The sequence below is a fragment of the Gemella morbillorum genome (genome assembly GCF_900476045.1).
Classification (GTDB): Bacteria; Bacillota; Bacilli; order Staphylococcales; family Gemellaceae; genus Gemella; species Gemella morbillorum.
The window spans coordinates 325,305-351,305 of sequence record NZ_LS483440.1 but is presented as its reverse complement, the minus strand read 5'-3'; the positions used below and the strand labels follow the sequence as shown (position 1 = coordinate 351,305).

20 protein-coding genes are annotated in these 26,001 nt (G+C 31.7%); 3 read left to right on the top strand and 17 right to left on the bottom strand.

Annotated features, from left to right (window positions below):
* Position 1: 1 nt before the first annotated feature.
* Both DQN46_RS01645 and DQN46_RS01640 read right to left on the bottom strand, forming a co-directional pair.
* Positions 2-1,312, bottom strand: a complete 1,311-nt coding sequence (locus DQN46_RS01645) for a glycoside hydrolase family 32 protein (RefSeq protein ID WP_111742772.1) — start codon at positions 1,310-1,312, stop codon at positions 2-4.
* Entirely contained in the window at positions 1,302-2,801 is a 1,500-nt protein-coding gene (locus DQN46_RS01640) for a sucrose-specific PTS transporter subunit IIBC (protein ID WP_111742771.1), read from the bottom strand. The genes DQN46_RS01645 and DQN46_RS01640 overlap by 11 nt, the downstream gene beginning before the upstream one ends.
* Before the next feature lie 239 nt (positions 2,802-3,040).
* Here DQN46_RS01640 and DQN46_RS01635 point away from each other — a divergent pair, with 239 nt between their 5' ends.
* On the top strand, positions 3,041-4,810 hold the full coding sequence (locus DQN46_RS01635; protein ID WP_111742770.1) for a glycerophosphoryl diester phosphodiesterase membrane domain-containing protein: 1,770 nt from the start codon (positions 3,041-3,043) through the stop codon (positions 4,808-4,810).
* Positions 4,811-4,952: 142 nt separating this feature from the next.
* Here the strand turns inward: DQN46_RS01635 and DQN46_RS01630 are convergent, their stop codons facing one another.
* From DQN46_RS01630 to gap, 3 genes are all read right to left on the bottom strand, one after another.
* A complete protein-coding gene (locus tag DQN46_RS01630; RefSeq protein ID WP_111742769.1) occupies positions 4,953-7,916 on the bottom strand; it encodes a MucBP domain-containing protein in 2,964 nt (987 codons plus the stop codon).
* A gap of 99 nt (positions 7,917-8,015) precedes the next feature.
* Positions 8,016-10,484, bottom strand: a complete 2,469-nt coding sequence (locus tag DQN46_RS01625) for a YSIRK-type signal peptide-containing protein (RefSeq protein WP_170120623.1) — start codon at positions 10,482-10,484, stop codon at positions 8,016-8,018.
* A gap of 357 nt (positions 10,485-10,841) precedes the next feature.
* Positions 10,842-11,861: a type I glyceraldehyde-3-phosphate dehydrogenase gene (gap, locus tag DQN46_RS01620; protein WP_111742767.1), complete on the bottom strand. Its 1,020-nt coding sequence runs from the start codon at positions 11,859-11,861 to the stop codon at positions 10,842-10,844.
* A 458-nt stretch (positions 11,862-12,319) separates the two neighbouring features.
* On the opposite strand from gap, the gene DQN46_RS01615 reads away from it, so the two are divergent.
* Entirely contained in the window at positions 12,320-14,719 is a 2,400-nt protein-coding gene (locus DQN46_RS01615) for an amidase family protein (RefSeq protein ID WP_111742766.1), read from the top strand.
* A gap of 67 nt (positions 14,720-14,786) precedes the next feature.
* On the opposite strand, the gene DQN46_RS01610 is transcribed toward DQN46_RS01615, so the two are convergent.
* From DQN46_RS01610 to upp, 9 genes are all read right to left on the bottom strand, one after another.
* On the bottom strand, positions 14,787-15,191 hold the full coding sequence (locus tag DQN46_RS01610) for a F0F1 ATP synthase subunit epsilon (RefSeq protein ID WP_004633123.1): 405 nt from the start codon (positions 15,189-15,191) through the stop codon (positions 14,787-14,789).
* A gap of 19 nt (positions 15,192-15,210) precedes the next feature.
* Complete coding sequence (gene atpD / locus DQN46_RS01605; protein ID WP_004633124.1) at positions 15,211-16,626, bottom strand: F0F1 ATP synthase subunit beta; 1,416 nt, start codon at positions 16,624-16,626, stop codon at positions 15,211-15,213.
* 40 nt (positions 16,627-16,666) lie between these two features.
* Positions 16,667-17,536, bottom strand: a complete 870-nt coding sequence (gene atpG, locus DQN46_RS01600) for an ATP synthase F1 subunit gamma (protein ID WP_004633125.1) — start codon at positions 17,534-17,536, stop codon at positions 16,667-16,669.
* A 31-nt stretch (positions 17,537-17,567) separates the two neighbouring features.
* On the bottom strand, positions 17,568-19,070 hold the full coding sequence (atpA, locus tag DQN46_RS01595) for a F0F1 ATP synthase subunit alpha (RefSeq protein ID WP_111742765.1): 1,503 nt from the start codon (positions 19,068-19,070) through the stop codon (positions 17,568-17,570).
* A 27-nt stretch (positions 19,071-19,097) separates the two neighbouring features.
* Positions 19,098-19,637 carry an ATP synthase F1 subunit delta gene (atpH, locus tag DQN46_RS01590; protein WP_111742764.1) on the bottom strand — a complete coding sequence of 180 codons (540 nt, stop codon included), beginning with the start codon at positions 19,635-19,637 and terminating at the stop codon, positions 19,098-19,100.
* On the bottom strand, positions 19,637-20,161 hold the full coding sequence (gene atpF / locus DQN46_RS01585) for a F0F1 ATP synthase subunit B (protein ID WP_004633129.1): 525 nt from the start codon (positions 20,159-20,161) through the stop codon (positions 19,637-19,639). Before atpF ends, atpH begins: the two co-directional genes overlap by 1 nt.
* Before the next feature lie 52 nt (positions 20,162-20,213).
* The gene (atpE, locus tag DQN46_RS01580) at positions 20,214-20,429 is read right to left on the bottom strand and encodes a F0F1 ATP synthase subunit C (RefSeq protein ID WP_004633130.1); all 216 of its coding nucleotides are present in this window, start codon (positions 20,427-20,429) and stop codon (positions 20,214-20,216) included.
* A gap of 82 nt (positions 20,430-20,511) precedes the next feature.
* Positions 20,512-21,240 (bottom strand): F0F1 ATP synthase subunit A, encoded by a 729-nt coding sequence (atpB, locus tag DQN46_RS01575; protein ID WP_004633131.1) that lies wholly within the window; start codon positions 21,238-21,240, stop codon positions 20,512-20,514.
* 161 nt (positions 21,241-21,401) lie between these two features.
* Positions 21,402-22,031, bottom strand: coding sequence for a uracil phosphoribosyltransferase (upp, locus tag DQN46_RS01570; protein WP_004633132.1), 630 nt, complete (start codon positions 22,029-22,031; stop codon positions 21,402-21,404).
* Positions 22,032-22,553: 522 nt separating this feature from the next.
* On the opposite strand from upp, the gene DQN46_RS01560 reads away from it, so the two are divergent.
* Positions 22,554-23,081 carry a hypothetical protein gene (locus tag DQN46_RS01560; RefSeq protein WP_111742763.1) on the top strand — a complete coding sequence of 176 codons (528 nt, stop codon included), beginning with the start codon at positions 22,554-22,556 and terminating at the stop codon, positions 23,079-23,081.
* Between the two features lie 49 nt (positions 23,082-23,130).
* Here the strand turns inward: DQN46_RS01560 and DQN46_RS01555 are convergent, their stop codons facing one another.
* The 3 genes from DQN46_RS01555 to DQN46_RS01545 all read right to left on the bottom strand — a co-directional run bounded on the left by DQN46_RS01555 (position 23,131) and on the right by DQN46_RS01545 (position 25,868).
* A complete protein-coding gene (locus DQN46_RS01555) occupies positions 23,131-23,688 on the bottom strand; it encodes a PepSY domain-containing protein (protein WP_111742762.1) in 558 nt (185 codons plus the stop codon).
* A gap of 181 nt (positions 23,689-23,869) precedes the next feature.
* Positions 23,870-25,213 (bottom strand): sensor histidine kinase, encoded by a 1,344-nt coding sequence (locus DQN46_RS01550; RefSeq protein ID WP_170120622.1) that lies wholly within the window; start codon positions 25,211-25,213, stop codon positions 23,870-23,872.
* On the bottom strand, positions 25,197-25,868 hold the full coding sequence (locus tag DQN46_RS01545; protein WP_111742761.1) for a response regulator transcription factor: 672 nt from the start codon (positions 25,866-25,868) through the stop codon (positions 25,197-25,199). Before DQN46_RS01545 ends, DQN46_RS01550 begins: the two co-directional genes overlap by 17 nt.
* Positions 25,869-26,001 lie beyond the last annotated feature (133 nt).

The window sequence follows — 26,001 nt, the reverse complement described above, 5'->3', positions numbered from 1 at the left end:
TTTAGTTCTCCTCTCTTACTTTAATTACTCCTAATTTTTTCGCAACAAACTTATTCGCTGAAATTTTAACACTGTGATTATTTGGGTAAAATCTATTAGAAATAACAAAACTACCATCGTTCGCAAATAGTTCTACTGATGAACTATCAAAAACTATTTCAACATTTTCTAAATCTAATTTGTACTTTCTATTGTCTCTACCATAACCAGTTGTGCCATAATCAACTTTAAGTTCACCTTCTAAATAGCTTAGTCTGAAATCATCTACAATGATTTCAAAACTTTCACCATCTTCTTGTTTATAGTACCACGTTTTTTCATTAAATTCACTTGTTTTTATCTCTTCTCCAAGTAATGATTGAACGGACTTATGAAGTGTTTGGCATAACTTCCCATCACGATAATTTACAACACGTGGGATAGTTAAACAATTTTGGTAACCGAAGTTCGTAGTTGGGTTTGTATAGCAACTATCTGGCACTGCCATCCAACCGATTAGCACACGTTCACCATCTTCATCAATAAAAGTTTGAGCCGCATAAAAATCATGACCATAGTCTAATAGACTATAATTATTTATCTTTTCTACATTCTCTATTCCTTCTTTAACAACCGAATACACTATTTGATACATATTTTGGAAATTAGCGTACATTCTTGATATACCTTGTGGAGAGAATATAAATATTTCTTTACCATCTACTTCAAAATAATCTGGACATTCCCACATAAAACCTAGATTTTTTTCAGAGTAGATTGTTTTATAGTGATTGAGCGTGTCTTTATCATACACGACTAGACAACCATAATCATTCTTATCACGAGCACCTAAAACTAAGTAACTCTTTCCATTTTTTTCAAATACTTTTGGATCTCTAACATGATTTGACATATTAGGATACTCATCTGTTGTTAATAGACATTTCTTCTCAGTAAAGTTGATTCCATCCTCTGTTGAGAATGTTATGGTATTATGACCACGCCCAGCATGAACGTAGTCATAATCTCCTTTATGTTTCACATTTCCTGTATAGTAGAAAACTAATTTCCCGTTTTCTACATTGGCGCTTCCTGAGTAAACACCATGCGTTTCTTCCGCAATTGTTGGTGATACGAAAACACCTTTGTCTTCATAGTTTACTAAATCACTGCTAGTATAATAATACCAATGTTTTAAACCACCGTTTACTTCGTATGAATATTGATGAAAAATATGATATTTCCCATTAAAGTAAGCTAAACCATTTGGATCATTTAACCAACCATGTCTAGGTTCTAAATGAAGATTTTGTTTCCAGTTATTAGCTAGCATTAACTAACTCCTTCTTAGTTTTGAAGAAGTATGCTGTTACTGAGAATGCTACGATGAATGATAGTACTAAACCAATCGCAAATGTTGACCAGTGGTTCGCAGGAATTGATATAAATCCTGGAATACCTGCCGCACCTAATGCTGATGCAAATACTTTGTTAAGACCAATCCATGCACTTCCGACCGCACTTCCTGCAATTGCTCCGTAAAATGGATATTTAAGTCTTAAGTTAACCCCAAACATTGCAGGTTCTGTAATACCTAGTAATGCAGAAATACCTGATGCTGAAGAAATTGATTTCATTTTTGTATTTTTAGAGAATACTAATACTGCAAGAACAGCTGCACCTTGAGCTACGTTTGACATAGATGCTATTGGGAAAATAAATGTAAGACCTGTTGCTGCAAGTAATTGAGTTTCGATAGCTGCGAAGCTTTGGTGAAGACCAGTAATAACGATTGGTGCATATAATAGACCAAAAATACCAGCTCCTACAAATCCACCATTAGTGTATAACCACTGTAATCCTTCTCCAAGAAGAGTACCAGCTTCACGAAGTACAGGTCCCATCCAAGCGAATGTTACAAATCCTGTTACAAATAACGATACTAATGGTGTAGTTAAGTTATCTAACCATGATGGAGTAACGCGACGTAAAAATTTTTCAATAGTCGCAAGAACCCAAGCCGCTGCTAAAATCGGTAAAACAGTACCTTGGTACCCTACTTTAGCAATTTTAAATCCAAATACATCCCAGTATCCAAGAGATGTTACTCGTTGCAGACCATCTACAGCTTGACCACTTTGATTAACGATGTCCAAAGCAGGTGCTAACAATTGGTTAGTAGCTGGATCTAATTTACCAAATACATAGAAGTTCATTACATCTGGGTGAACCATTAACATTGCAAGAGCTGCCCCAAGATATGGATTACCACCAAAACGTTTAGTAGCAGAGAATCCAATTAATACTGGTAAGAATACGAACGGTGCATTGGCAAACACGTTAACCATATCAGCTAAGCCAGCGATACTTGGATTCGCCTCAATAACTGATTTTCCAGTATAGAATAAATCTTTTGCTGTAAGAACGTTGTTGATACCCATTAATAGCCCTCCAGCAACGATTGCCGGAATAATTGGTACGAAGATATCACTTAGCATTTTTACAAAACGTTGAAGTGGATTTCCTTTTGGTCTCTTAGTCTCATCTTTTGTAGAAGACTCATCTGAAGCTTCCCCTTTATATACTTCGTTATAAGCTGCATATACTTGCTGAACAAGTCCACTTCCAAAGATTAATTGAAGTTGTCCGTTATTAAAAAATACTCCTTTAACTCCTTCAATATCTTCTAATTTATCTTTGTCATATTTATTCTCATCGTTTAATTCCAAACGAAGACGCGTAGCACAGTGGACAACACTACGAATATTATCGACACCACCGCTGTGTTCCACAACTTCATTAACAACTTTTTTTAAATCCATTACTTTGTTTCTCCTTTAAATTTAATTTTTTATAAAAACACCTTTAATTTTAAAATAATAAAAATATAAGTGGTAACGTTACTTTTTTATATTTTACATTACTTTAAATAGTTTGTCAACAGAAAAAAGTAACGTTACCTTGTTTTTATATTAATTTTTTGATTATAGTATTTATTTTTGCTATAATCTTTTTGATTATATTAATTCTTGGCGATATTTTCTGTAGAAAGGAGTAAACAATGGATATTTCTATCAGAAATCTTTTTAAAGCAATTTGGAGTAATATTTATAAACACATTTTCACTTATATTTTTATTGCAACGATATTACAGTTAGCTATGCTTGCCGGACTTTGGTTTGTTGGTCGTGTTTTCCAATTTTCTCTTAGTTTAGCTGGCGAAACCAATCTTGACAAAAATAATATAGCTAGCATTCTAGGAAATCCATACAGTTTAATAATTTTACTCCTACTCATTTTAATCGTAGCATTCCTTATGTTTATAGAATTTTCTACCTTGACATTTACTATCTATGGTCAATTAACAGAAAATAGTTATTCTCTTAGAACTATTATTTCTAACGCTTGGGAAAAAATGCGTAGCTTGGTTGGATTTCAAATATTGTTTTTTATTGGCTACTTTATTTTAACAATTCCTGCAGCAAACTTCGGAGTTAAATCAATAGTTACTAAAAATTTATATATTCCCAAATTTGTTACTGGTGAAATAACGAAAACTAACACTGGCTTTATAATTTGGAGCTTAGTTGTTGTTCTTTTTGCCTATATAAATTTAAGACTTATATTTACTTTACCCCTTACCGCTGTAGGCGATACAAAAATAGGTGCTAGTATTAAAACAAGTTGGAAATTTACACAAAAAGGAAAATTCAAATTTTTACTAACATTAGGCTTATTCGAACTTATTTATAGTGTTATCGTTATAACAATTATACTTGCTACAACTGCAATTTTTCTTTATATTGATCCTACTGGAAATAATTTAATAATTCAAACTTTATTTTTCACTATCGTTAGTTCTATAATCTTTTTCTTTGGTATTATATCAAAAATAACGGTCATTACTGCCCTTATTACCGTACTTATTGATAAAAAAATAATATTTGAAAAAATACTAAATCCTCCTATGAAAAATAAGAAAAAGGCTAAACGTTCACTTGCATTATCTCTAGCATTAGTACTTAGTATTACTTTTTATAATGGTTCAATTATTTATACAAATGGAATTAATAAAGATATAAAGACTATATCTCATAGAGGTTATACTTCCAAAGGAGTTGAAAACTCTATCGAATCACTCGAAGCTGCAGCTAATGCCGGTGTTGATTATGTTGAGGTAGATATTCTTTTGACTAAAGACAATAAATTTATTGTTATGCATGACTACAATCTCAAACGTCTTGCTGGAATCAATAGACGCGTGCAAGATATGAACTATAATGAAGTTGTAGGTCTCCCTATTAAACAAGGAGGTCATAGAAGCAAAATCCCATCATTTGAAGAATTTGTAACACGTGCAAAGCAGCTTAATATAAAGCTTCTTATTGAATTAAAACCTCATGGGGGAGAACCAAGTGATTATATTGAGATTTTTATTAATAAAATAAAAGAGCTAGGCATTGAAAAAGAATACAAATATATGTCGCTTAATCTTAAAATAATAGAAGAATTAGAAACTAAGTTCCCAGAACTTAATACTGGTTATGTAATTCCTCTACAACTTGGGAAATTTTCTAATAATAAAGTTGATTTCTACGTTATTGAAGATTTTTCTTATCGCGACTCATTAGTAGAGCAAGCTCGCACACAAAATAAAGAAGTTTATGTATGGACTATTAACGACTTAACTCTCATTAGAAGGTATCTTCAAAGTCCTGCAGCTGCAATTATTACTGATGAACCAGAAGTAGTAAAAGAAGAAAAACAAGAACTCCAAAATAATAACACCTATCTGGATAGAGTCATGAGACTTATTGATACAAAAAACTAAAAAATCAACCCTAGCTAAATGTAATTTATAGCTAGGGTTATTTGTTAATCTACAACCTTAATAATTAATTCTATAGTTCCATGGATATTTGGGGATGATTCTAAATAATACCTTTAGTCTCAACTCCACCTACTATCACTTATTATGCTATTTTAAAATTAATAGCTCCATTTGCTTTTATCGTTTGATTTTTATATTTTGCTGAAATTTTATATGTAGCCGTTGAATTTCTTAACTCCTCTGGAACAACAAACTCTAAAACAATTTTGTTAGAATCTTCACTGATTACTTTCAAAGTAACATCTTTCCAAGAGTTACCATCATGGAATCTAAAGCTTAAATCACTCACTTTTAGATTTTTCCCATTAACTGTCACCAATAGTTTTCCATCTACTTTTGATATTACAGCTTTATCTCCAGTATAACTTGTGACTTCTGATACTTTTTCTTCTGGTGCTGGTGACTCTGGTGTTGTATTTGGTTTCTCAGGTTTATCATTTGCAAGTTTATTTTCTTCTTTCAAAGTTTCTAATGCTCTAGTAAGTTTCCCAACTTGTTCTTCTAGAACTTCTGCAGTAGCCTCGCCTTGTAATAATGCTTGCGCTTTTGCTCGAGCTGTTTTCCATCCTTTTTCTTTAAGGCTATCTTTTAATTTATAGTTATCTTCTTTTGTTGGATCTTGTTCTACCAACTTTTGTAGTTCTGTTTTCAACTCGTCTACACTTTTTGTTGGTTTTGTTGTATTTCCTGCGTTACCTTCTTCTTTAGGCTTTTCTTCACTTGGTTTCGAAGCTTCTGTAGAATTTTCTATCGCAGCAATTGCTTTTTCAAGAGCTACAATTTGATTATCTACCTCTTCTTTATTATTACTTTCCGCTAGTACACGATTCGCTAATGCTCTTGCTCTTCTCCAGTTTGTTTGTAGTTCTGAACTAGCTTTTTTATAACTATCTTCTAGTTTTAAATCTCTATCTGCTAATTCTTTTAACTTAGCTTTTGAAGTTGCCAAAGTATCTTCTTGTGGAACAGGTTTTTCAGTTTCTGAAGGTTGAGGCACTTCTTTGTTTGTATAAACAAGAACTATTTCTTGATCCTTAGTTCCAAATTTCCCTGATAATGCCTTATTGTCTTTAACAATGACATTTTTGTAACCATCTATTGCATCTTTTTCTACACTATAGTTAAACCATGAATAACCCGTCAATACTTTATCATCTTTTAATGTTTTACCATTTTCATCTTGATATTTCACAGTAATAGTTCGTTTAACTGCTGGTCTTACGTTAGTAGTTTTTTCTACCACCGCTGTTACTTTATGAGCTTCATCGAAGTTTACACCATCTGGAGCAAATACATATGTAAAGGTCATATCTGTATCCAAATTGTTAGGTAAAACTATCTCGGCTTCTTGATAAGTACCATTTCCAGAAATACCATTTCCTAATTTTCCGATAACCATCATTGGATAATCAGATGCTTCTATATTGCTTCCTGTAGTATGAATTGGCCATTCAATGCCATTTTGGTCAATAATTTTAACTCTTGTAACATTTGCTTTTAAATTAGTTCCATATAAATGAGCCACTGTTTTTTTACTAACATTTCCTTTGTCAGTTGTTGTAGTTGTTAAATCAGTGCTATGATGTGCTTGATAAGAGCTTATTGTCACAAAACTCAATACTGAATCTTGTTTAGTTTTTCCTGCTGGTAAAACTGTTATTACACGACCATTTTCTCCACGCTCTTCTATGTAAGTTACTTTAGACTTCATACCTAATGCGTCGGTAAATACTAAATTAAATGATTTTGCTGTTGAAGTTGTATTAGCTGGTAGTTTAATAGTTGCTACTACATCATCGCCTACTTTTTTGTATGTAATTGAATTTGATAATTCTTCCTCTTTTGCTGCTGTAAAAGGATTTAAAACTTTAATCTTAACATTGTCAGCAGTCAAGTTTTCCCCTTTTATAGTAACATTAACTTCTCCTCCGGCTGATTCTACCACTTTGTCGTCAAAACTATAACTATTAATTACTGGCTTTGCTGATGGTAGTGGCTTATTTCCATTTTCATCATTTCCTGGTTTTTCTGGAGTTGTTCCTGGTGTTCCTCCAGGTGTCCCCTCTGGTTTACCTGGTTTTTCCTCTGGTTTATTAGGTCCTTCAGGAGTTGCTTCATCTTCTGGTTTAACTAATTTTTTTAATTCTAAAACTGCTTCTAAAGTTTTTGCTTTTCTTAACTTAGGAATCAAGTCTAATCTGTTTTCTGCTCTTATAAGTTTTTCAACTTTTACTTTTTCACTTCCTAAAACAGCCTCATATATTTTTTCTTCCAAGTTTTTAATAGCTGCTTCTAATTCTTCTTTTGTTGCTGATTCATTTTTCAACACTCTTTCAGCTTCTGTTTTTGCACTTATCCATGCATTATTAGCAATTTGATTTCCTTGATTAGCTATATATCCAGCTTCTGTTCTTAGTTCTCTTTTAGTTAATTCTTCTAACTTAGTACGTAATGCTTGATTTGATGGCCCTTCTGGTTTTGTATCAGGCTTACCTGGTTTTGAGGAATCTCCCGGTTTTGTGTCAGGTTTTCCTGGTTTCACTTCAGGCTTATTCGGAACCATTGTTCCTTCTTCAACATCATATGAAACTACAACTTTTAGATTACTTTTATCTATGCTAAATTCCTGTTCTACACTTTTTCTCACTACTGCTGTATTTGGTAGTGTTTTTATTTTCTTGGCTAAGGCTTCTTTTACTTTATCTAATTGTGCTTTTGTTAGCTCTTTTGTTATGCTTTTACCTGCTTTTAATTTATATATATGATATGTTGTTACTTTTTGCCCATCTAATGTAATTTTTATATCAACATTGCTTATATCTTTTGTTGCTGTTATTTCTAATAACGCCCCACCTTCATGTTCTACCACCTTTACTTGTACATCTTGAGTTGCTTCTACTTCTATTTTATCTTTTGCTTGTACTTCCATTTTTCCTAATGGCTGCACTCCACCTAGCATACTAGCTCCTATCATTACCGAAGCTACTCCTACACTTATTTTTCTTATTGAAAATAATTCTTGTTTCCTAAATAAGTCTTTTATCATGCTTTAAAATCTCCTATAAATTCTATATATTTTTTAAATATTTATATAAAGTAATCCTTTTTACAAAATTATTAATCTTATAATCACAGTTACAATCTTCTATCCTTTTGATATAAGGTCAAGTTGAACGACAGGTTCCTCTGTACCTACTTTAAACGCTACAGTTTCTCCGTCCATATCTCTAATTTCTACATCTTGTTCATAAACATAATTAGCATTGTTTTTTACTCTTATGGTATAAACATCACCTATATTAACCTCAACACCTGCTAATAAGCCATTTGAACTTCTTTTAGTAATAATGTCGCTAGGATTTTTTTTATTTACAAACTCAAAATCTATCTCATCTAATGCAGGAAGACCATTTTTAGAAACTATCATTTGAGAAATAATTCCCTTTTTCACCTTTTCTTTCCCTTGATTATTAGAATCTGATTTTTTCTTTTGTACAGATATTGTTTCTATAACTTCATTAGTTTTTGCATCATGTAAAACAGTAAATCCATCTAAATCTTTAGCTTTAACTACTCTTTCACTAAAAGTATAGCCATTATTATCTTTTAGCGTAAGTTTATACTCTTCATTTAAATACAGTTCTTCTCCACCTAACATAGCTAGCTCTGTTGTTTTTTCTACTACTTCATTCGGATGTTTCACATTAGTAAATTGGAAAGTTAATTGATCGAGCACTGGACCATTCTCCCCTGACACAATCACAGGTTCTACCGTTACTTTTGTACGATTTTCCAGTTGATTTTTGATTTTCTCCAATGCTTTTGTTAAATCATTTAAATATCCTCCTACATATATAGGTAATGTTTCAGGTTTTGCTAACTCTTCTTTCGCAGAATTTACTATATCTCGAAGTTCTTTTATCTCTCTTGTTTTCAGCACTTCTTCTGCTTCTTTTATTTTTTCTTGCAATTCAGTTTTCAGATAATTCACATCTATTTTCTTAACAACGAATACTGGGATATTTTCTCCATTATAATTAAACGTTTTATAATCTCCACTAGTATAATTTACTTTACCATCTTCTGCCACAAATAATGATACTGCATCAGGTTTGAATTGCCAGTTAAACTGATCATTTTTTGATATATTAACTATATAATCAACCCCATTTACCTTACTTTCTAAGTCAAGTGTAACTATTCCATTTTCATCTGAACGAGAATTTTTTAATGTAGTTATTTTTGTTTTTATTCCGCTTGCTGAAAGTTCTACACCTTTTACTGGGTTTCCTTGCTCATCTACTACTTTAAAACGAGCTTTAGTCATTTTCACTTCATTATCATTAACTTTTTCTTCTTTAAACTCGATTATTCCTGTAGTTGTCTGAGTTACTGCTTTATTATCAATTGTTTTAATTTTTCCGTCTTTATCAGTTGTGAATACAACATTGTCTCTTAAGAATGGTATGTTTTTCTTTTGAATTCTTAAGTCGTATTTTGTATTTGGTTTTAAGCTTTTCGCATCAAGTGTTAGTTCCCCTGAAGCGTTTGTTTTAGCTTCTTTTACTATATTTGGAATATTACTATCGAATTCAAATAATCTAAATGGAACATCTCCAAAAGGTTTATCATCTTTTGTTATTACTTTAGCTACAAGTTTATCTAATGTGATTTCTCCTGGATTTTCAGAACCTGATGTTTTTCCTTTTACCAATAGTGTTTCAATAGTTTCGTTAGTATTGGCATCGTGTAATACTACGAAGTCACCTTGTTTCTTAGCTTTTACTAATCTTTCGCTAAAAGTATAACCTGCAGCATTATCTTTAAGTGTAAGCTTGTATTCTTCATCTAAATACAATTCTTCTCCGCCTAACATCGCTAGGTTTGTTGTTTGTTCTACTACTTCTTCCGGATGTTTTACATTCGTAAATTGGAAAGTTAAATTCGCTAATACTGGCTCTGTCCCTTTAGTCACAAATACTGGTTCTACTGTAGCTTTTGTTCTTTTTACTTCTGGTTTAGCCCCTGGATTTGATGGTTCTTCAGGTTTTGTATCTGGATTTGATGGCCCTTCTGGTTTAACATCTGGTTGCCCTGGTTTCGATGGTTCTTCTGGCTTAACCTCTGGTTTATTAGGAGCTACTGTTCCTTCTTCTACATCATATGAAACTACAACTTTTAGATTACTTTTATCTATGCTAAATTCCTGTTCTAAACTTTTTCTCACTACCGCTGTATTTGGTAGTGTTTTTATTTTTTTAGCTAGATTTTCTTTTACTTTATCTAGTTGTGCTTTTGTTAGTTCTTTTGTTATGCTTTCTCCTGCTTTTAATTTGTCTACATGATATGTTGTTGCTTTTTGTCCACCTAATGTAATTTTTATATCAACATTACTTATATCTTTTGTAGCAATTATTTCTATTAACGCTCCACCTTCATGTTCTACTACTTTTATTCCTACATCTCGAGTTGCTTCTACTTCTATTTTGTCTTTTGCTTGTACTTCCGTTTTTACTAATGGCTGTGCTCCACTCAACATACTAGCTCCTATTATTACTGAAGCTACTCCTATGCTTATTTTTCTTATTGAAAATAATTCTTTTTGTTTTAACATATTTCTCTTCTTCTCCATTTATATTTTATAAAAATATTTTTATTAATACCTATGCCTTAGAAATAATTCTTTCACCCTTTGTCAGGCCTGTATCTCATAGTTATCCCCCTTAAAATTGTTATAATACATATCTATAATACTATAAAAATATATTGTTTACAATAAGCTGTATAAAGCTTTACTTCTGATTGGTATAAATAATTTTTCTATTAAATTTTTTATTAAACTGATATACTTGATATCTATTCCAAATATAATTTTATTATCCATATATTTCAAAAAATAATAATTTTTTGAGATAAAAATAAATCTGACGCCTATTTCTAAAATAAACGTCAGATTCTTATATTTATAATTCTATTTAACTAGTTTTACAAAGTATTTTAGTGTTTTGATTAATTGAGCTGTATACGACATTTCATTATCATACCATGCCACAACTTTTACCATTTGTTTTTCGCCTTTTCCTATGACCTTAGTTTGTGTAGCATCAAACAATGATCCATAGTTCATTCCTATAATATCAGATGATACTATTGGATCTTCTGTATAACCATATGAGTCATTAGCGGCTTTTTTCATTACGGCATTGATTTCTTCTACTGTTGTAGTTTTTTCAATATTTGCGAATAATTCTGTTAGTGATCCTGTTGGTACTGGTACCCTTTGTGCTGCTCCATCTAATTTTCCATTCAATTCCGGTATAACAAGTCCAATAGCTTTAGCTGCCCCTGTGGTATTTGGAACAATATTTTCTGCCGCTGCTCTTCCTCGTCTAAAATCACCTTTTTTATGAGAACCATCTAATGTATGTTGGTCTGCTGTATAACCATGAATTGTAGTCATAAGCCCTTGTGTTATTCCAAAATTATCATGAAGAACTTTAGCCATAGGTGCCAAACAGTTTGTTGTACAAGATGCTCCAGAAATAACAGTCTCCTCTCCTGTTAATATCTCGTGATTTACATTATAAACTATTGTTTTTACATCTGTTCCACCTGGTGCAGATAACAACACTTTTTTCGCCCCAGCTCTTATATGAGCTTCAGCTTTTTCTTTGCTGTTAAATCTACCACTACATTCTAATACAATGTCAACACCTAATTCTTTCCACGGTAATTTTTCTGGTTCTGGTTCCCCAAATACCTTTATTTCTTTACCATTAACGATAAACGCTCCTTCTCCTTCTTCTACTGTTCCAGGAAAAGGTCCTTGCGTAGTATCATATTTTAACAGATATACTATTTGATCAATAGGTCGCATTCTTGATCTATTAACAGCAACAACCTCAATATCATCTACATGCTGAGCTTGAATTTGTCTTAAGACCAATCTCCCAATACGTCCAAAACCATTAATAGCAACTTTTATTGTCATGTGTTTTTCCCCCTGATAATTATTTTACTTCTACAAGACAACATATAAAATTATCTCAAAATAAAATTTATGACAAATATAACTTTTTAATTTTTAATTTTATATTTAATTTTAATAATCTACAAGCAGCCTTGTAGTAAGCGTTTTAAACACCTACTTTGAGTATATCACAATTATGTAAAACTAACAATTTTTTATTTAAGTTCCTAAAAAATAGATGAAAATAAAATTTTATTTATTTTATTTTATTTTTTGATTTATGTTAATATAACAAATATTTAACTTTATCTTATTATTACGTCTACTCAATTTTTTTACTATATTATTCTTTAAAAAATTTAAAATAATTTTTTATATTTTTCTATAAGTTTTATAACTTTAAAATAACGAACTAACGATGTATAATTATTATCAGTAATTATTTTATAAACAATACTGTTACACTTAAAGGAGTCAACATGAAAAAAACTAATTTAAAATATGTCCTTATCCCTGCATTTGCAGCGACTGCATTTTTACCTATTTTAGATAATTCTAATTCTGCAAAAGCAAACGAAGAAATTGCAGCTGAACCAACTTCTCAAAATGCAAATACCACAAAAATAGATAATCCTTCTTCGATTAATAATAAAGAGGTACCTAACAAATTACCATTATCTTTAGTTGAATACAAGCAAAAAAGTGCTTTAGAATTAGCAAAACTTATCCGTGAGAAAAAAGTAACTAGCACAGAATTAGTTGATTTAGCTTATAAAGTTATAGAAGAGGAAAATAAAAAATTAAATGCTGTTTTAACTACAGAAAACGGAAAAATCCCACAGGCCATAGTTGATGAAGCCTATAAAGAAGCTAAAGAAATTGATAATAGAATTACTGCTGGTAATGCATCTTCTAATCCTATTAATTGGGATGAACAACCTTTTTTAGGTGTTCCTACATTAATTAAAGGATTAGATCAAATAAAAAATGGTGATGCTTCTAATGGAGTTTATTTTAATAAAAATAAAGTTTCTAAAAGTGATTTAATGGTCGCAAAAGAATTTAAAAAACTAGGGTTTGTTATTCTTGGGCAAACAAACTACCCTGAACTTGGTACTAGAAATATTACCGACTCAAAACTATTTGGTCCTGCTGGAAATCCTTGGGATTCTACTCGTAACGCAGGTGGTTCGTCAGGAGGATCTGCTAGTGCTGTTTCTAGTGGTATGGTCGCTATTGCTAGTGGGAGTGATGCTGGTGGTTCTATCCGTATTCCAGCTTCTTGGACAGGTTTAATAGGCTTAAAACCTACAGGCCATGTTGTAAAATTTCCATTGGTAAAAGATATTAATGACGCAAAAGTTTATTTTGATAAAACAAAAATCAATAAACCAAAAACACTTATTGATGTTCCTAAAAATCTAAAAACTCTAAAAATTGCATACTCATTGAAAACTCCACTTAAAGATGTGGAATTGAGTGAAGATGGTAAAAAAGCTGTTTTAAAAGCAGTTGCTTTTCTAAGAGAACAAGGCTTTACTGTTGAAGAAGTTAATGAATTTCCTATAGATGGTTATGAAGGAATTCGTACTTACACAGTAGGTGCTATAGGCGGTGCTTATGCTCAAGCTGCCAAATTAGCAGACGAAAATACTAAATACAATCTAGATCCTGCTACTTACGCATTAGGAACTTCTGTAACTAAAGGGCCAAACGCCAACACAGATATTTCGGATGTAAAACCTGCGTCTGTCTATAAAAAACAAATGGATGAATTTTATAAAAAATATGATTTATTCTTAATGTCGACTAATGCCGTTACCGCTCCTTCAAATGATAAGAAAGTCGACCCTTATGTTGATCCAGAAATAGAGAAGAAACTTTATAATATTAACGACATTAAAGATCCTAAAGAAAGATTTAATCTTCTTGTTAAACAGTGGGAGCCTATGATGAAGAGAACTCCATATACATGGCTATTTAACTTAACTGGAAATCCAGCAATCACTCTTCCTGTTTATAAAAGTGAAAATAATTTACCTTTAGGAGTAATGTTTGCTGCTCAAGATAACTCTGAAAAAATTCTTTTGGAGATGGGGAAACTTTTCCAAGACAATAACCAATTCGTAATGCATGAAAATATAAAAAATTCTGCATCAACTATTAATGGAAATAAAATTGCAGAAAATACCTATGGTACTAAGTTTGAATACAATGTACCTAGCGAAGCACCTAGTGTACCAACCCTACCTGAATTAGAACTAAATGATTCTAGGAATACTGTTACTATTAAATTAACTAATGGCACAAGTGTCGAACTTGATAATAAACTAGCAAACGGTTTGAATTTTGAAGCACAAGATATTACTAACAATCTTAATTTAGACGAGATAATAAATAAAATTTTAGAGGATAAAAACGGCCGTATTAAAAATAAAGGTGAAATTTCTACTATTCGTGTATTAGATTTGAACTTAACTAAACATAATAAAGAATTTATTTCAGATACTCAGCGTATCGTCCATATAAAACTTCTTGAAAATGAAAAGAATAAAGATATTTTAGTCTATCACATAAGAGATGATAATTCTCTAGAGTTAATCAAATCAACTGTTTCTAATGGGATTTTATCATATACTGTTAACCATTTCAGTAAGTTCGTCATCATTGGCAAAACAAAAATATCTCACCAAATAGATTCAACTAGCACTGATAATGGTAAAAAATTCTCACTATTAGACAATAAAGGTGCTAAAAGTAATTCAAAAAATAATATTTTACCTAAAACTGGTATAACACCTAGTAGCAATGTTTCATTAGGTCTAATTCTTATTTTAATAATTTCTGCTCTTTTAAGATTTAAAAAAGCATTAAAATAACACTTTTAAAAGTAAAAGCTATGTAGTGCTGAAGCAACTCTTCAACTCTACATAGCTTTTTTTATTTTTATTTCTCTGCAACTTTCAAGCGAGCCATCGCTCTTGCTAAAGCTAGTTGGGCACGACGAACATCAAGAGAATCTTCTTTTTTCTGAAGACGTTCTTCTGCACGCTGTTTTGCTCTTTTAGCACGCTCTACATCTATATCTTTATCTAGCTCAGCAGTTTGAACTATTACAGTAATTTTATCTTTATGCGTTTCTACGAAACCTTTACTTATAGCTAGACTTTCCTCTCGACCATCTGGAAAAACTACCTTCAATGGACCTATTTTCAATGATGCAACCATAGGTACGTGATTTGCCATTATCCCTAGTTGACCACCTGTAGTATCCAGAACTACCATAGAAGCATTTTCAGCGCTATAAGCTTCTCCATTAGGAGTAACAATACTTACATCTAAAGTATTCATCTATTTACCTCCTATTGTATTATACTTCTACTCCCAGTTTACGAGCTTTTTCTAATACATCTTCAATTCCACCTACAAGACGGAAGCAATCTTCTGGAATGTGGTCATATTTACCATCTAAAATTCCTTTAAATGCCTCTACTGATTCTGATACTGGAACGTAAGAACCAGGTTGTCCTGTAAATTGCTCTGCAACGTGGAAGTTTTGTGATAAGAAGAATTGAACACGACGTGCTCTATCAACTGTTTTCTTATCTTCATCACTAAGCTCATCCATACCTAGGATAGCAATGATATCTTGTAACTCACGATATTTTTGAAGAGTTCTTTGAATTGTTGTCGCAACTTTGTAATGCTCTTCTCCTACGATCTCAGGAGCTAATGCTCTTGAAGTAGAAGCTAGTGGGTCAACGGCTGGATAAATACCCATCTCTGTTAACGCACGTTCAAGGTTTGTTGTTGCATCTAAGTGAGCGAACGTCGTAGCTGGCGCCGGGTCAGTATAGTCATCGGCTGGTACGTAAATCGCTTGGATAGATGTAACAGATCCTTTTTTAGTTGATGTAATACGTTCTTGAAGACGTCCCATTTCTGTTGCAAGAGTTGGTTGATATCCAACGGCTGAAGGCATACGCCCTAATAATGCAGATACCTCAGACCCTGCTTGTGTGAAACGGAAGATATTATCGATAAATAATAGTACGTCTTGTCCTTCTTCATCACGGAAGTACTCTGCCATTGTTAATCCTGTTAAGGCAACACGCATACGTGCACCTGGTGGCTCATTCATTTGACCAAATACCATGGCAGTTTTATTAATAACTCCAGAGTCTTTCATTTCATAGTACAAGTCGTTACCCTCACGAGTACGTTCACCTACCCCAGTAAATACTGAAAGTCCTCCGTGTTGTTGTGCTACGTTGTTAATAAGTTCTTGGATAAGAACTGTTTTCCCAACTCCAGCACCACCGAATAGTCCAATCTTACCACCTTTAATATATGGTGCAAGAAGGTCGATAACTTTAATACCTGTTTCTAATACCTCAACATGTGTTGATAATTCTTCGAAAGTTGGAGCTTCTTTATGAATAGATTCTTTTTGAACTTCTGCTCCAGCTTCTTCTCCGTGGTCAACTGCTTCACCTAATACGTTGAACACACGTCCTAATGTATAGTTACCTACTGGCACTGTAATTGGCGCTCCAGTATCAACTACTTCTGCCCCTCTGTTTAATCCATCAGTAGATGACATCGCAATAGTTCTTACGACATTATCCCCGATTTCAAGAGAAACTTCAAGAACTAATTTTTCTTTTTTTCCATCGCCTTTTTCTATATAAACTTCTAAAGCGTTTAGTAGATTAGGCATATGCCCTGATTCGAATTTAACGTCTACTACAGGTCCCATAACTTGGAGAATATAACCTTTATTCATATGTTGTTTGCTAACTTAATAGCTTCTCCTTTCTTATTTACTATTTTGTAGCTGCCGCTCCACTTACAATCTCAGTGATTTCTTGTGTAATTGCAGCTTGTCTTGCACGATTGTATTTAATCGTAAGTGTATCAATAATATTTCCTGCGTTATCAGTCGAATTTTTCATCGCTGTTTTTCTTGCAGAATGCTCACTAGCTTTACTATCCAATATACTTCCATAAATCATACTTTCTGCATATTGAGGTAGCAAGACATCTAGTACAGCTGCCTCACCAGGTTCAAACTCATAAGCACCAAGCACTTTTGTTTCTGAATTTGTAAATTCTTCTGTGTTCTCAACTGGAAGCACTTGGCTTTCCGTTACAACTTGTTGAATCATACTAACAAAGTGATTGTAGTGGATATAAATTTTATCGTATTCTTTATCTATATAATATCCCACTATCTTGTTAGTTATTTCTTTAACCTGCGTGAAACTTGGCTCATCTGGTATATCTCTATAACTATCAATTACGTTATAGCCATTTTTTCTAAAGAACTCTGCACCGTAATTACCAATAGCAACTATACCATAATCGCTATCTTTGTGACGAGTACTAACAGTGTTAACAAAATTTCTAATAATATTAGAATTAAAACCTCCACATAAACCACTATCACTAGTAATTACTACATAAAGAGTTTTCTTAGCTTCTCTTTTTTCTAACATAGGATGTTTTATATTAGCATTCCCACCAAAAATAGTTCCCATAACCTCTTGCATTTTTCGCATATAAGGACTAAATTTTTGGGTATTAGTCTGTGCTTTTAAAAGTTTTGATGTTGATACCATCTCCATCGCTTTAGTTATATGACTAGTTTTTTTCGTAGAATTGATTTTATTTTTAATATCTCTAAGTGACGCCAATTAGTTCACCACCTTTACTCTACTTATCATACTAGGCAAAAGTTTTTTTGAATGCAGCTATTACTCCATCCATAACTTCTGTCGCTGGTAAGTCTTTTGTTTCAATTATATGCTTAACTGCTTCTGTTTCATGTGCATCTAAATATGCGTATAATTCTTGTTCAAATCTATGAATATCTTTTACTTCAACGTCATCTAAGAATCCATGAGTTAAAGCATAAAGAATCATTACTTGTTTTTCTACTGGAATTGGTTTATGTAAGTCTTGTTTTAGAACTTCAACTGTACGTTTACCACGTTCTAATTTTTCACGTGTTGCTGGATCTAAGTCTGATCCGAATTGCGCAAAGCTTTCTAACTCACGGTAAGATGCCAAGTCAAGACGAAGTGTCCCTGAAACTTTTTTCATAGCTTTAATTTGTGCAGATCCTCCTACCCTAGATACTGATAACCCGGCATTAATCGCTGGTCTAATACCTGAGAAGAATAAATCTGATTGTAAGAAGATTTGTCCATCTGTAATTGAAATTACGTTTGTTGGAATATACGCTGAAATATCTCCGGCTTGTGTTTCTACGAAAGGTAGTGCCGTAATACTTCCTCCTCCAAAATCTTCATTAACACGAGCTGCACGTTCTAATAAACGACTGTGTAGATAGAATACATCCCCTGGATATGCTTCACGACCCGGTGGACGTTTTAGTAATAATGACAATTCACGATAAGCTGCTGCTTGTTTTGATAAGTCATCATAAACGATTACTACATCTTTGCCATTAAACATGAATTCCTCTGCCATAGCAACCCCTGCATAAGGTGCAATATATAAAAGTGGAGCTGGTTGAGACGCTGATGCAGTAACTACGATTGTATAATCTAATGCACCATGTTCTTTTAATGTTTCTACAACACTACGTACTGTAGATTCTTTTTGTCCTATTGCCACATAAATACAAATTACATTTTGTCCTTTTTGTGCTAAAATCGAGTCAATAGCAACAGCTGTTTTACCAGTTTGTCTATCTCCGATAATAAGCTCACGTTGACCACGCCCAATCGGTACTAAAGCATCAATTGCTTTAATCCCTGTTTGGAATGGAACAGATACTGATTTACGTCCCATAACCCCAACTGCAGGAGATTCGATTGGACGACGTTTTGTAGTATTAATTGGTCCGCGACCATCTACAGGTTGTCCTAATGGATCAACTACACGTCCAATTAATTCTTCTCCAACAGGAACGTCCATAACGCGTCCTGTACGGCGCACTTCGTCGCCCTCTTTAATATCAGTAGTTGGACCTAAAATTACGATACCAACATTAGTGTCTTCAAGGTTTTGAGCAAGTCCCATAACCCCTGTTTTAGTGAACTCAACTAACTCACCACTCATTATTTCATTAAGACCGTATACACGAGCAATACCGTCCCCTACTTCTATAACTGTACCGACATCTGTTGACTTAACTTCAAACTGATAATTTTCTATTTGTGATTTTAGTAATGAACTAATTTCTTCAGCTTTAATAGCCATTTATGTCCCTCCTTGTTTCAACTTCTTCTAGATTGTAGAAATTTTTGCCTTTATAGCACTTAATTTTGCCTTGATGCTTGCATCAACTACCTTATTATTATAAGTTAGTTTGAAGCCACCAAGAAGACTTTCATCTACAAAGTTATTAAGTTCTACCTTTTCTAGTTGTAACTCATTCTTAAGTTTTTCTTTTAGATTTTCTAACTGTAATTCAGTTAATGGCGAAGCTGATTCAACTTTTACAACAACGCTATTTGAATATCTATTAAATAATTCAGTAAATTGCTCTAAAACAAAATTTATTAATGAGATTTGCAGATTACCTGCTAAAATCTTTACTACATTAACAACGTATTTATTAACACCTGAAAATGAAGCATCAATCAAGTTAATTTTTTTAATTTTTTCTATATTAGGGTTGTTCATCAATGTAACAAAATCAGAGTTTTCATTAATTACTTTTGCAACTTCATTCAACTCGTAAGAAACTTGTTCCAAAGAATTATTTTCTTTTGCAACTTCAAATAATGAATATCCAATTTTATTAGCTAATACTGATTTACTCATTATTTCACCCCTACCTCTTCGATAACTTTATCCACATATTCACTATGTGCTGAGCCATCTAATTCTTTTTCTAAAATTTTCGAAGCTACAAGCACTGATAATTCAGCAATTTGTTTGTTGATTTCTTCAAGTGCTTTTTTCTTCTCATCCTCAATATCTCTTTGAGCATTTACTTTTAATTGTTCTGCTTGTTTGCGAGCTTCATCAAGAATAGCTTGTTTTTCAATTTTCGATTGTTCACGAGCATCTTCCATCATAACTTTAATTTCTTTTTGAGCATTTTTTAATTTTTCTTGATTTTCTTCAAGTAAAACTAATGCTTCTTTTTGATTTTTAGCAGCATCATCAAGTTGTCCTTCGACTAACCTTTGACGCTCATCTAACATATCAATAAGTTTATCCCAAGCAAATTTTTTCAGTAATACTAATAAGATTATTACAGCTATTAAGTTAATAGCCATATTTCCTAGATTAAAACCTTGATGAGAAGCGTGTTCAGTAGCTAAAAATACTAAATTTTCCATTTACTAACTGCTCCTATTCTTCTTAGTTATTTTATTACAGTATTAAACTAAATTATTTTGCTAAAATAATGAATGCTATAACTATCGCTAAGATAGGCACCGCTTCAACAAGCGCGAACATTACGAATGCATTAGATTTTAGTTTAGGTTCAACTTCTGGTTGGCGAGATACACCTTCCATAAATTTACCGAATAAATATCCGTTACCGATACCAGCTCCAATCGCTGCTAATCCTGCTGCTAATCCTGCTCCAATTAATTCTACCATAATTATATTTTCCTCCTTAGGTAATAAATGAATTTTATTAATTTTTTAATTTACACTTAATAAAGTGTGTTGTTTGTATAAATTAATGTTCATCATTAATTTTATGTGATAAATAAATAAATGATAATATTGTAAAGATGTACGCTTGGATAAACCCTATAAATAATGAGAATCCTTTCCATACTACTAAACCTGTAATACCTGTAATAGCACCAAAGACACCTGCTGTAGCTAGTGTTGCTAAAAGTGCTAACAGTACTTCACCTGCATAAATATTACCGAATAAACGCATTGATAGTGTCAACAGGTTTGTAAACTCTTCAATAATTTTAAACGGTGCAATACCTATACCCGAAGAAGTATAAGTTCCTACATAATGCTTAGGCCCTTTATACTTAAGCCCAGCATAGTGAGTAAATACAATAACTAAAACTGCTAGCGTGAAAGTAAACGTTGGATCTGCCGTTATAGAGTTTACATAAACCACTCCATCATAACTTACTTCTATAAGTACGCCTATAGTATTTGCAATAGCTATAAACGATATAAGTGTTAAAGCAGTAGCCCATAATCCTTTCCCGTATTTTTTCCAGTCAACATTACCTTTTATAATATTGTCACTAACAAAAAACGCGAGCAATTCTGCCATATTTTGTCGTTTACTATCTGGTCTTAGTTTTATTCTACTAGTAATAAACATAACAAAAATAAAGGTTAAAACAACCGTTATTAGTGTTGTTATTGCACTAGGAATATTTACTGTTATATCATATCCAAATAGTTTGGAAATCAGATATGTATGATTTTCCATGTGAGTTTCTCACCTCTTCTCATAAGATAGTGTTTATAAATACTTCAAAAATCTGTATTAGTGCAAAATTAAGAAATATCTATTTAACATTATATTACTTTTTTTAGTGATTTTCTAGTTATTTCTAAGATTTTCTACAAATTTATGAAAGTGCTTTTATATTATTTAGTTCCGAAGATTCGATCTCCCGCATCCCCTAATCCTGGCACTATATAACCATGATCATTAAGTCTTTCATCTAAGCCTGCAATATAAATATCCACATCTGGGTGAGCTGTGTGTAATGCTTCTACCCCTTCTGGAGCTGCTATTAAACACATAAATTTAATTTCTGTTACTCCTCGTTGTTTTAATGAATCTATCGCAGCGATTGCCGATCCTCCTGTTGCTAACATTGGATCCACAACAATAAATAATCTTTCTTCTGGATTGCTAGGTATCTTCACGAAATACTCATGTGGTTGAAGAGTTTCAGGATCACGATATAATCCTACATGTCCAACTCTTGCTGATGGTATTAAATTCATTAATCCATCTACCATTCCTAGTCCAGCTCTTAAAATAGGAACAAACACAACTTTTTTCCCAGCAAGACGTTTACAAGTAGTTGTTTGAATTGGTGTTTCTACTTGAATATCTTCTAATGGTAAGTCTCTTGTGATTTCATAAGCCATAAGAGATCCTACTTCATTAGTTAGCTGTCTAAAGTCTTTTGAACCTGTATTTTTATCTCTTATAAAAGATAATTTATGTTGAATCAATGGATGATCAAATACATGAACTTTTGACATAATTTTACAGTCTCCTTCTTTATTTTGTTATATTTATTTTACTCTAATTATTTCATTTTAACAAGCGTTATCTAAAAATATTTTTAGGATTTAAAAAATATTTTTAGATATTTTTTTCTATATCACTAGACTTACTAATGAGAAAATATTACAATAGATAGCATACTATATTTACGGAGTTATTATTATGAATAAAAAAAGTCTACTTGCTACATTTATTTTAACAAGTATTTTGTACTATATTATCCCTTTAATCTTTCTGAAATTTTATTCAGGAAGCTCTGATAAAGCAGGATTTATTTTAATATTATTTTATATTTGTTCTGCTTTTTCAATTACTATGTTAATATCCTATTTTATAGAAAGAAAAGTATATATTCCTTTATTTAGTATTATTTTATCAATACCACTTATTTATGTTTTTAATTCAAGTGCTTTTGTTATAATAATTCTAATCGCCATTTTTTCTTTCTTATCTTATGGCTTATCAGCTATACTAAAATAAAATTTAAGGAGAAATATATGTCTATATTAAAAAGAAATTTTTTAATTGCTAGCGTTATCTATGTACTATTTTATCTAGGTCCTATTTTAGTAAACCCACTTGCTATGTTAAACTTGGCAGAAGCGACTACTATTGGACTTCTAGTCTTTGGTGGTTTCTATCTTAGTTATATCTTTTTATATACAAATAAAATTAAGCTTAGTGAACAAACAAAAAATACTATTATAACTCTTATCGTTATGCTCGTTGCTTTATTTATTTATTATAATCCAATAACATTTCCATCTTCATTAAATGTTGTTATTAATAAATATTTAGCTATTGTTCTTTTAATTGGAATTTTAATAGGATTAATGCTTATTGCAAAAAATATGAAAAATTCTATTATATTTATTATCCTATTTGCTCCATCAATTATTCAAGGAATATTAATGCGTATCTCTTATAAAGCTATGCTTTTTTATCTAGCTAACCCTAACGTTACACTTTATATTATCCTTGGAGGATTTGCTGTATATTATATTTATAACCAAAAAAATAAATAAAAAAAAGATCTATTGAATTTTTCTTCAATAGACCTTTTTTATTAAAATATTAACTATCAATTTTCACTTTCAAAACTTTCCCTGTTACAGCATCTATTTCGATATCATATTCTAACCCATTTGCACGAACTTCTATATCATAAATAAGTAATGGTGCTCCATTATTTTGATATGCATAGTCGTCTTCATATTCCGTACGAATTTTTTTGAAATAAATATCTCCTTCTGGTGTCGAAATAGCTTGCGCCACAATTCTTTGAACCTCTTCTTGCGACTTTATGTTTGAAGTAGAATTTTGTTGAGTAGATTCATTATTTTGGGGATTCGTACTTTGATTACTTTGACTTTGATTATCTACATTTATTTTTATTTTAGAATATGCTTCTTGAACCTTCGCTCTTTTCCCCTGCTCATATTTATTATACGCATATGAACCCGCACCACCAGTCACAGCAACAGCTAACACTCCTATAATAAGTGGTTTTAGAAAATTTTTCTTTGGTTTATTCGGTTGAGAATAATTTTCTTCTTGATGCTCTGTCTCAGTAGTTTGCGTGTAAACTCCTTCTAGTGTTTCAATCTCGTTATTATCAATATTTTTTGTCATTATAATTACCTCTCTTACTTTATATTTTCATTATACTTAAGTTTAATGAATATTAGATGAAAATTTTTATCTCTCCATCTGTTCTTTGTACTTTTATTATATCTATGTTTTATGAATGTTAAATGAAGATTAAAAAAATTGAAGATAAATTTTATAAAAAATGTTACCTTCAATTTTTTCTTTATAAGTTAATTACAAACTTTGCGCCTTGCGGTTTATTATCTAAGGCTACTATTTTCCCACCATGTAATTCGACTATTTTTTTAGAAATAGGTAACCCTAATCCTGAAGAATTATCTTCTGATATACTTCTTGATTTGTCCACTTTGTAGAATCTATCCCAAATATATTCTTTTTCTTTATCATCTATTCCTTTGCCATCATCTTTAATCTCAATAATTATACTCTTTCTTTTCACTACTGAAATCCACGTCTTAGACGTAGCATGTTTTAAAGCATTGGATATTAAATTATCAATTAAACGCATTAACAGCACACGGTTCCCAAATACTGTTATATTCTCCTCTATATTGGATATTAATTGAATATTTTTACTCACAAATAATTTTTTATAGTCTTCTAATGTTTTTTCTAAACAACTAGATAAATTAAAAGTTTCTTTAGGAATTTCTAATCTATTATCTAATCTTGCCATTTCTAAAATTTGATTTATCATAGTTGTCATTCTCTTACTTTGGCGCTTAATTACCGCAAATGATTCCTTTGCCTCACCAACTGTATCTATGTATTTCGTACCATATTCACTCTCAGCAACAATAACCGATATTGGTGTTCGCAATTCATGGGATACATCCGAACTAAACTGTCGTTCTCTCATAGAGGCGCGCTCTAACGATTCTAACATTTCATTGAAAACTAGAGCTAGTTTATGAACTTCATCTTTTCCATCTTCTATCGTTATTCTTTTACTTAAATCTGCACTATTACTTATTGTTTCTGCCGTTTCTATCATTTCGCGTACAGGTTTTAAAGAACTTCTAATTATCAAATAACCCCCATACGTTATGATTAAAATAATTATTGGACTTCCTGCAATTATAGCAAAAGGAAGATACCAACTTGTTTGACCGCTTGATATTTGAACAATACCACGAACATACTTACCATTGGCAAATTTTTCCGAATTCGTTTCTATATCGTAATACATATATTTATTATTGTTAGAATCTGTATAATATGTAACAACACCCAAACTAAAATCTCGAACATCAAAATTTTTCGGTATACTACCCGCAATTAAATTTCCATCTTTATCGTATAATGACAAAGTTACACCATCTTCAAATGCTGTAAAATTTTCTTTCCCATTAGAAATCTCCGTAACTTCTTCTATTAACTTCTTTTTACCTGAGCTTTCTACAACACTATCACTAACAAAAAATGTCCCTAAAATAATAGAGGTTAATAATATTACTATGAAAATTGTATACCATAGAGTAATTTTAAACGTTAAAGTAATTCTCCTAAACGGCTTAAATATAATTTCTTTAATCTTCTTTAACAAAATAACCTAACCCTCTCTTCGTGTGAATAATCGGTTTTTTCGAACCTACATCTAATTTTTTTCTAATATTTTTTACAATAACATCGATTATATTAGACACCCCTTCGTAATCATAGTCCCACACATGATTTAAAATTTGTTCCCGACTAATAATCCCCGTCTTATTTTTAAATAAATATTCCAATACTTCGTATTCTTTTCCTGTTAAAACTATACTTTCACCAGATCGCGTTACCTGCTTTTTAGAAATATCTAAAACAACATCATCTACTTGAATAATATTTGTTGCAAACCCATAATTTCTACGCATAAGTACTCTTATACGTGCTAAAAGTTCATCAAATTCAAATGGTTTTACAATATAATCATCAGCACCACTATCTAGACCTAAAATTTTATCATCTAAACTATCTTTGGCTGTGAGCATTATTACGGGTGTTGTATTCTTTTTATTTCGCAATTGTTTTATAAATTGATAACCATCTACTTTTGGCATCATAATATCAGTTATAATCAGATCATATTCCCCGTATAAAACATAATCTAGTGCTTGCTCCCCGTCAAAACAACTATCAACGCTATAATTATTCTTTTTCAAATGTTTTGTTATTACTCTATTCAAATCTTTTTCATCTTCAACAACAAGTATTTTCATAATTCTCTCCTAACACTAAAATTCTACTTTATTTTACTCAAGATATATATAAATGTAAAATAATTTATAATAAATCATATTAAATTATATTGCCTATAAATGAATATAAGATGAATAACCTTTTACCTAAAGA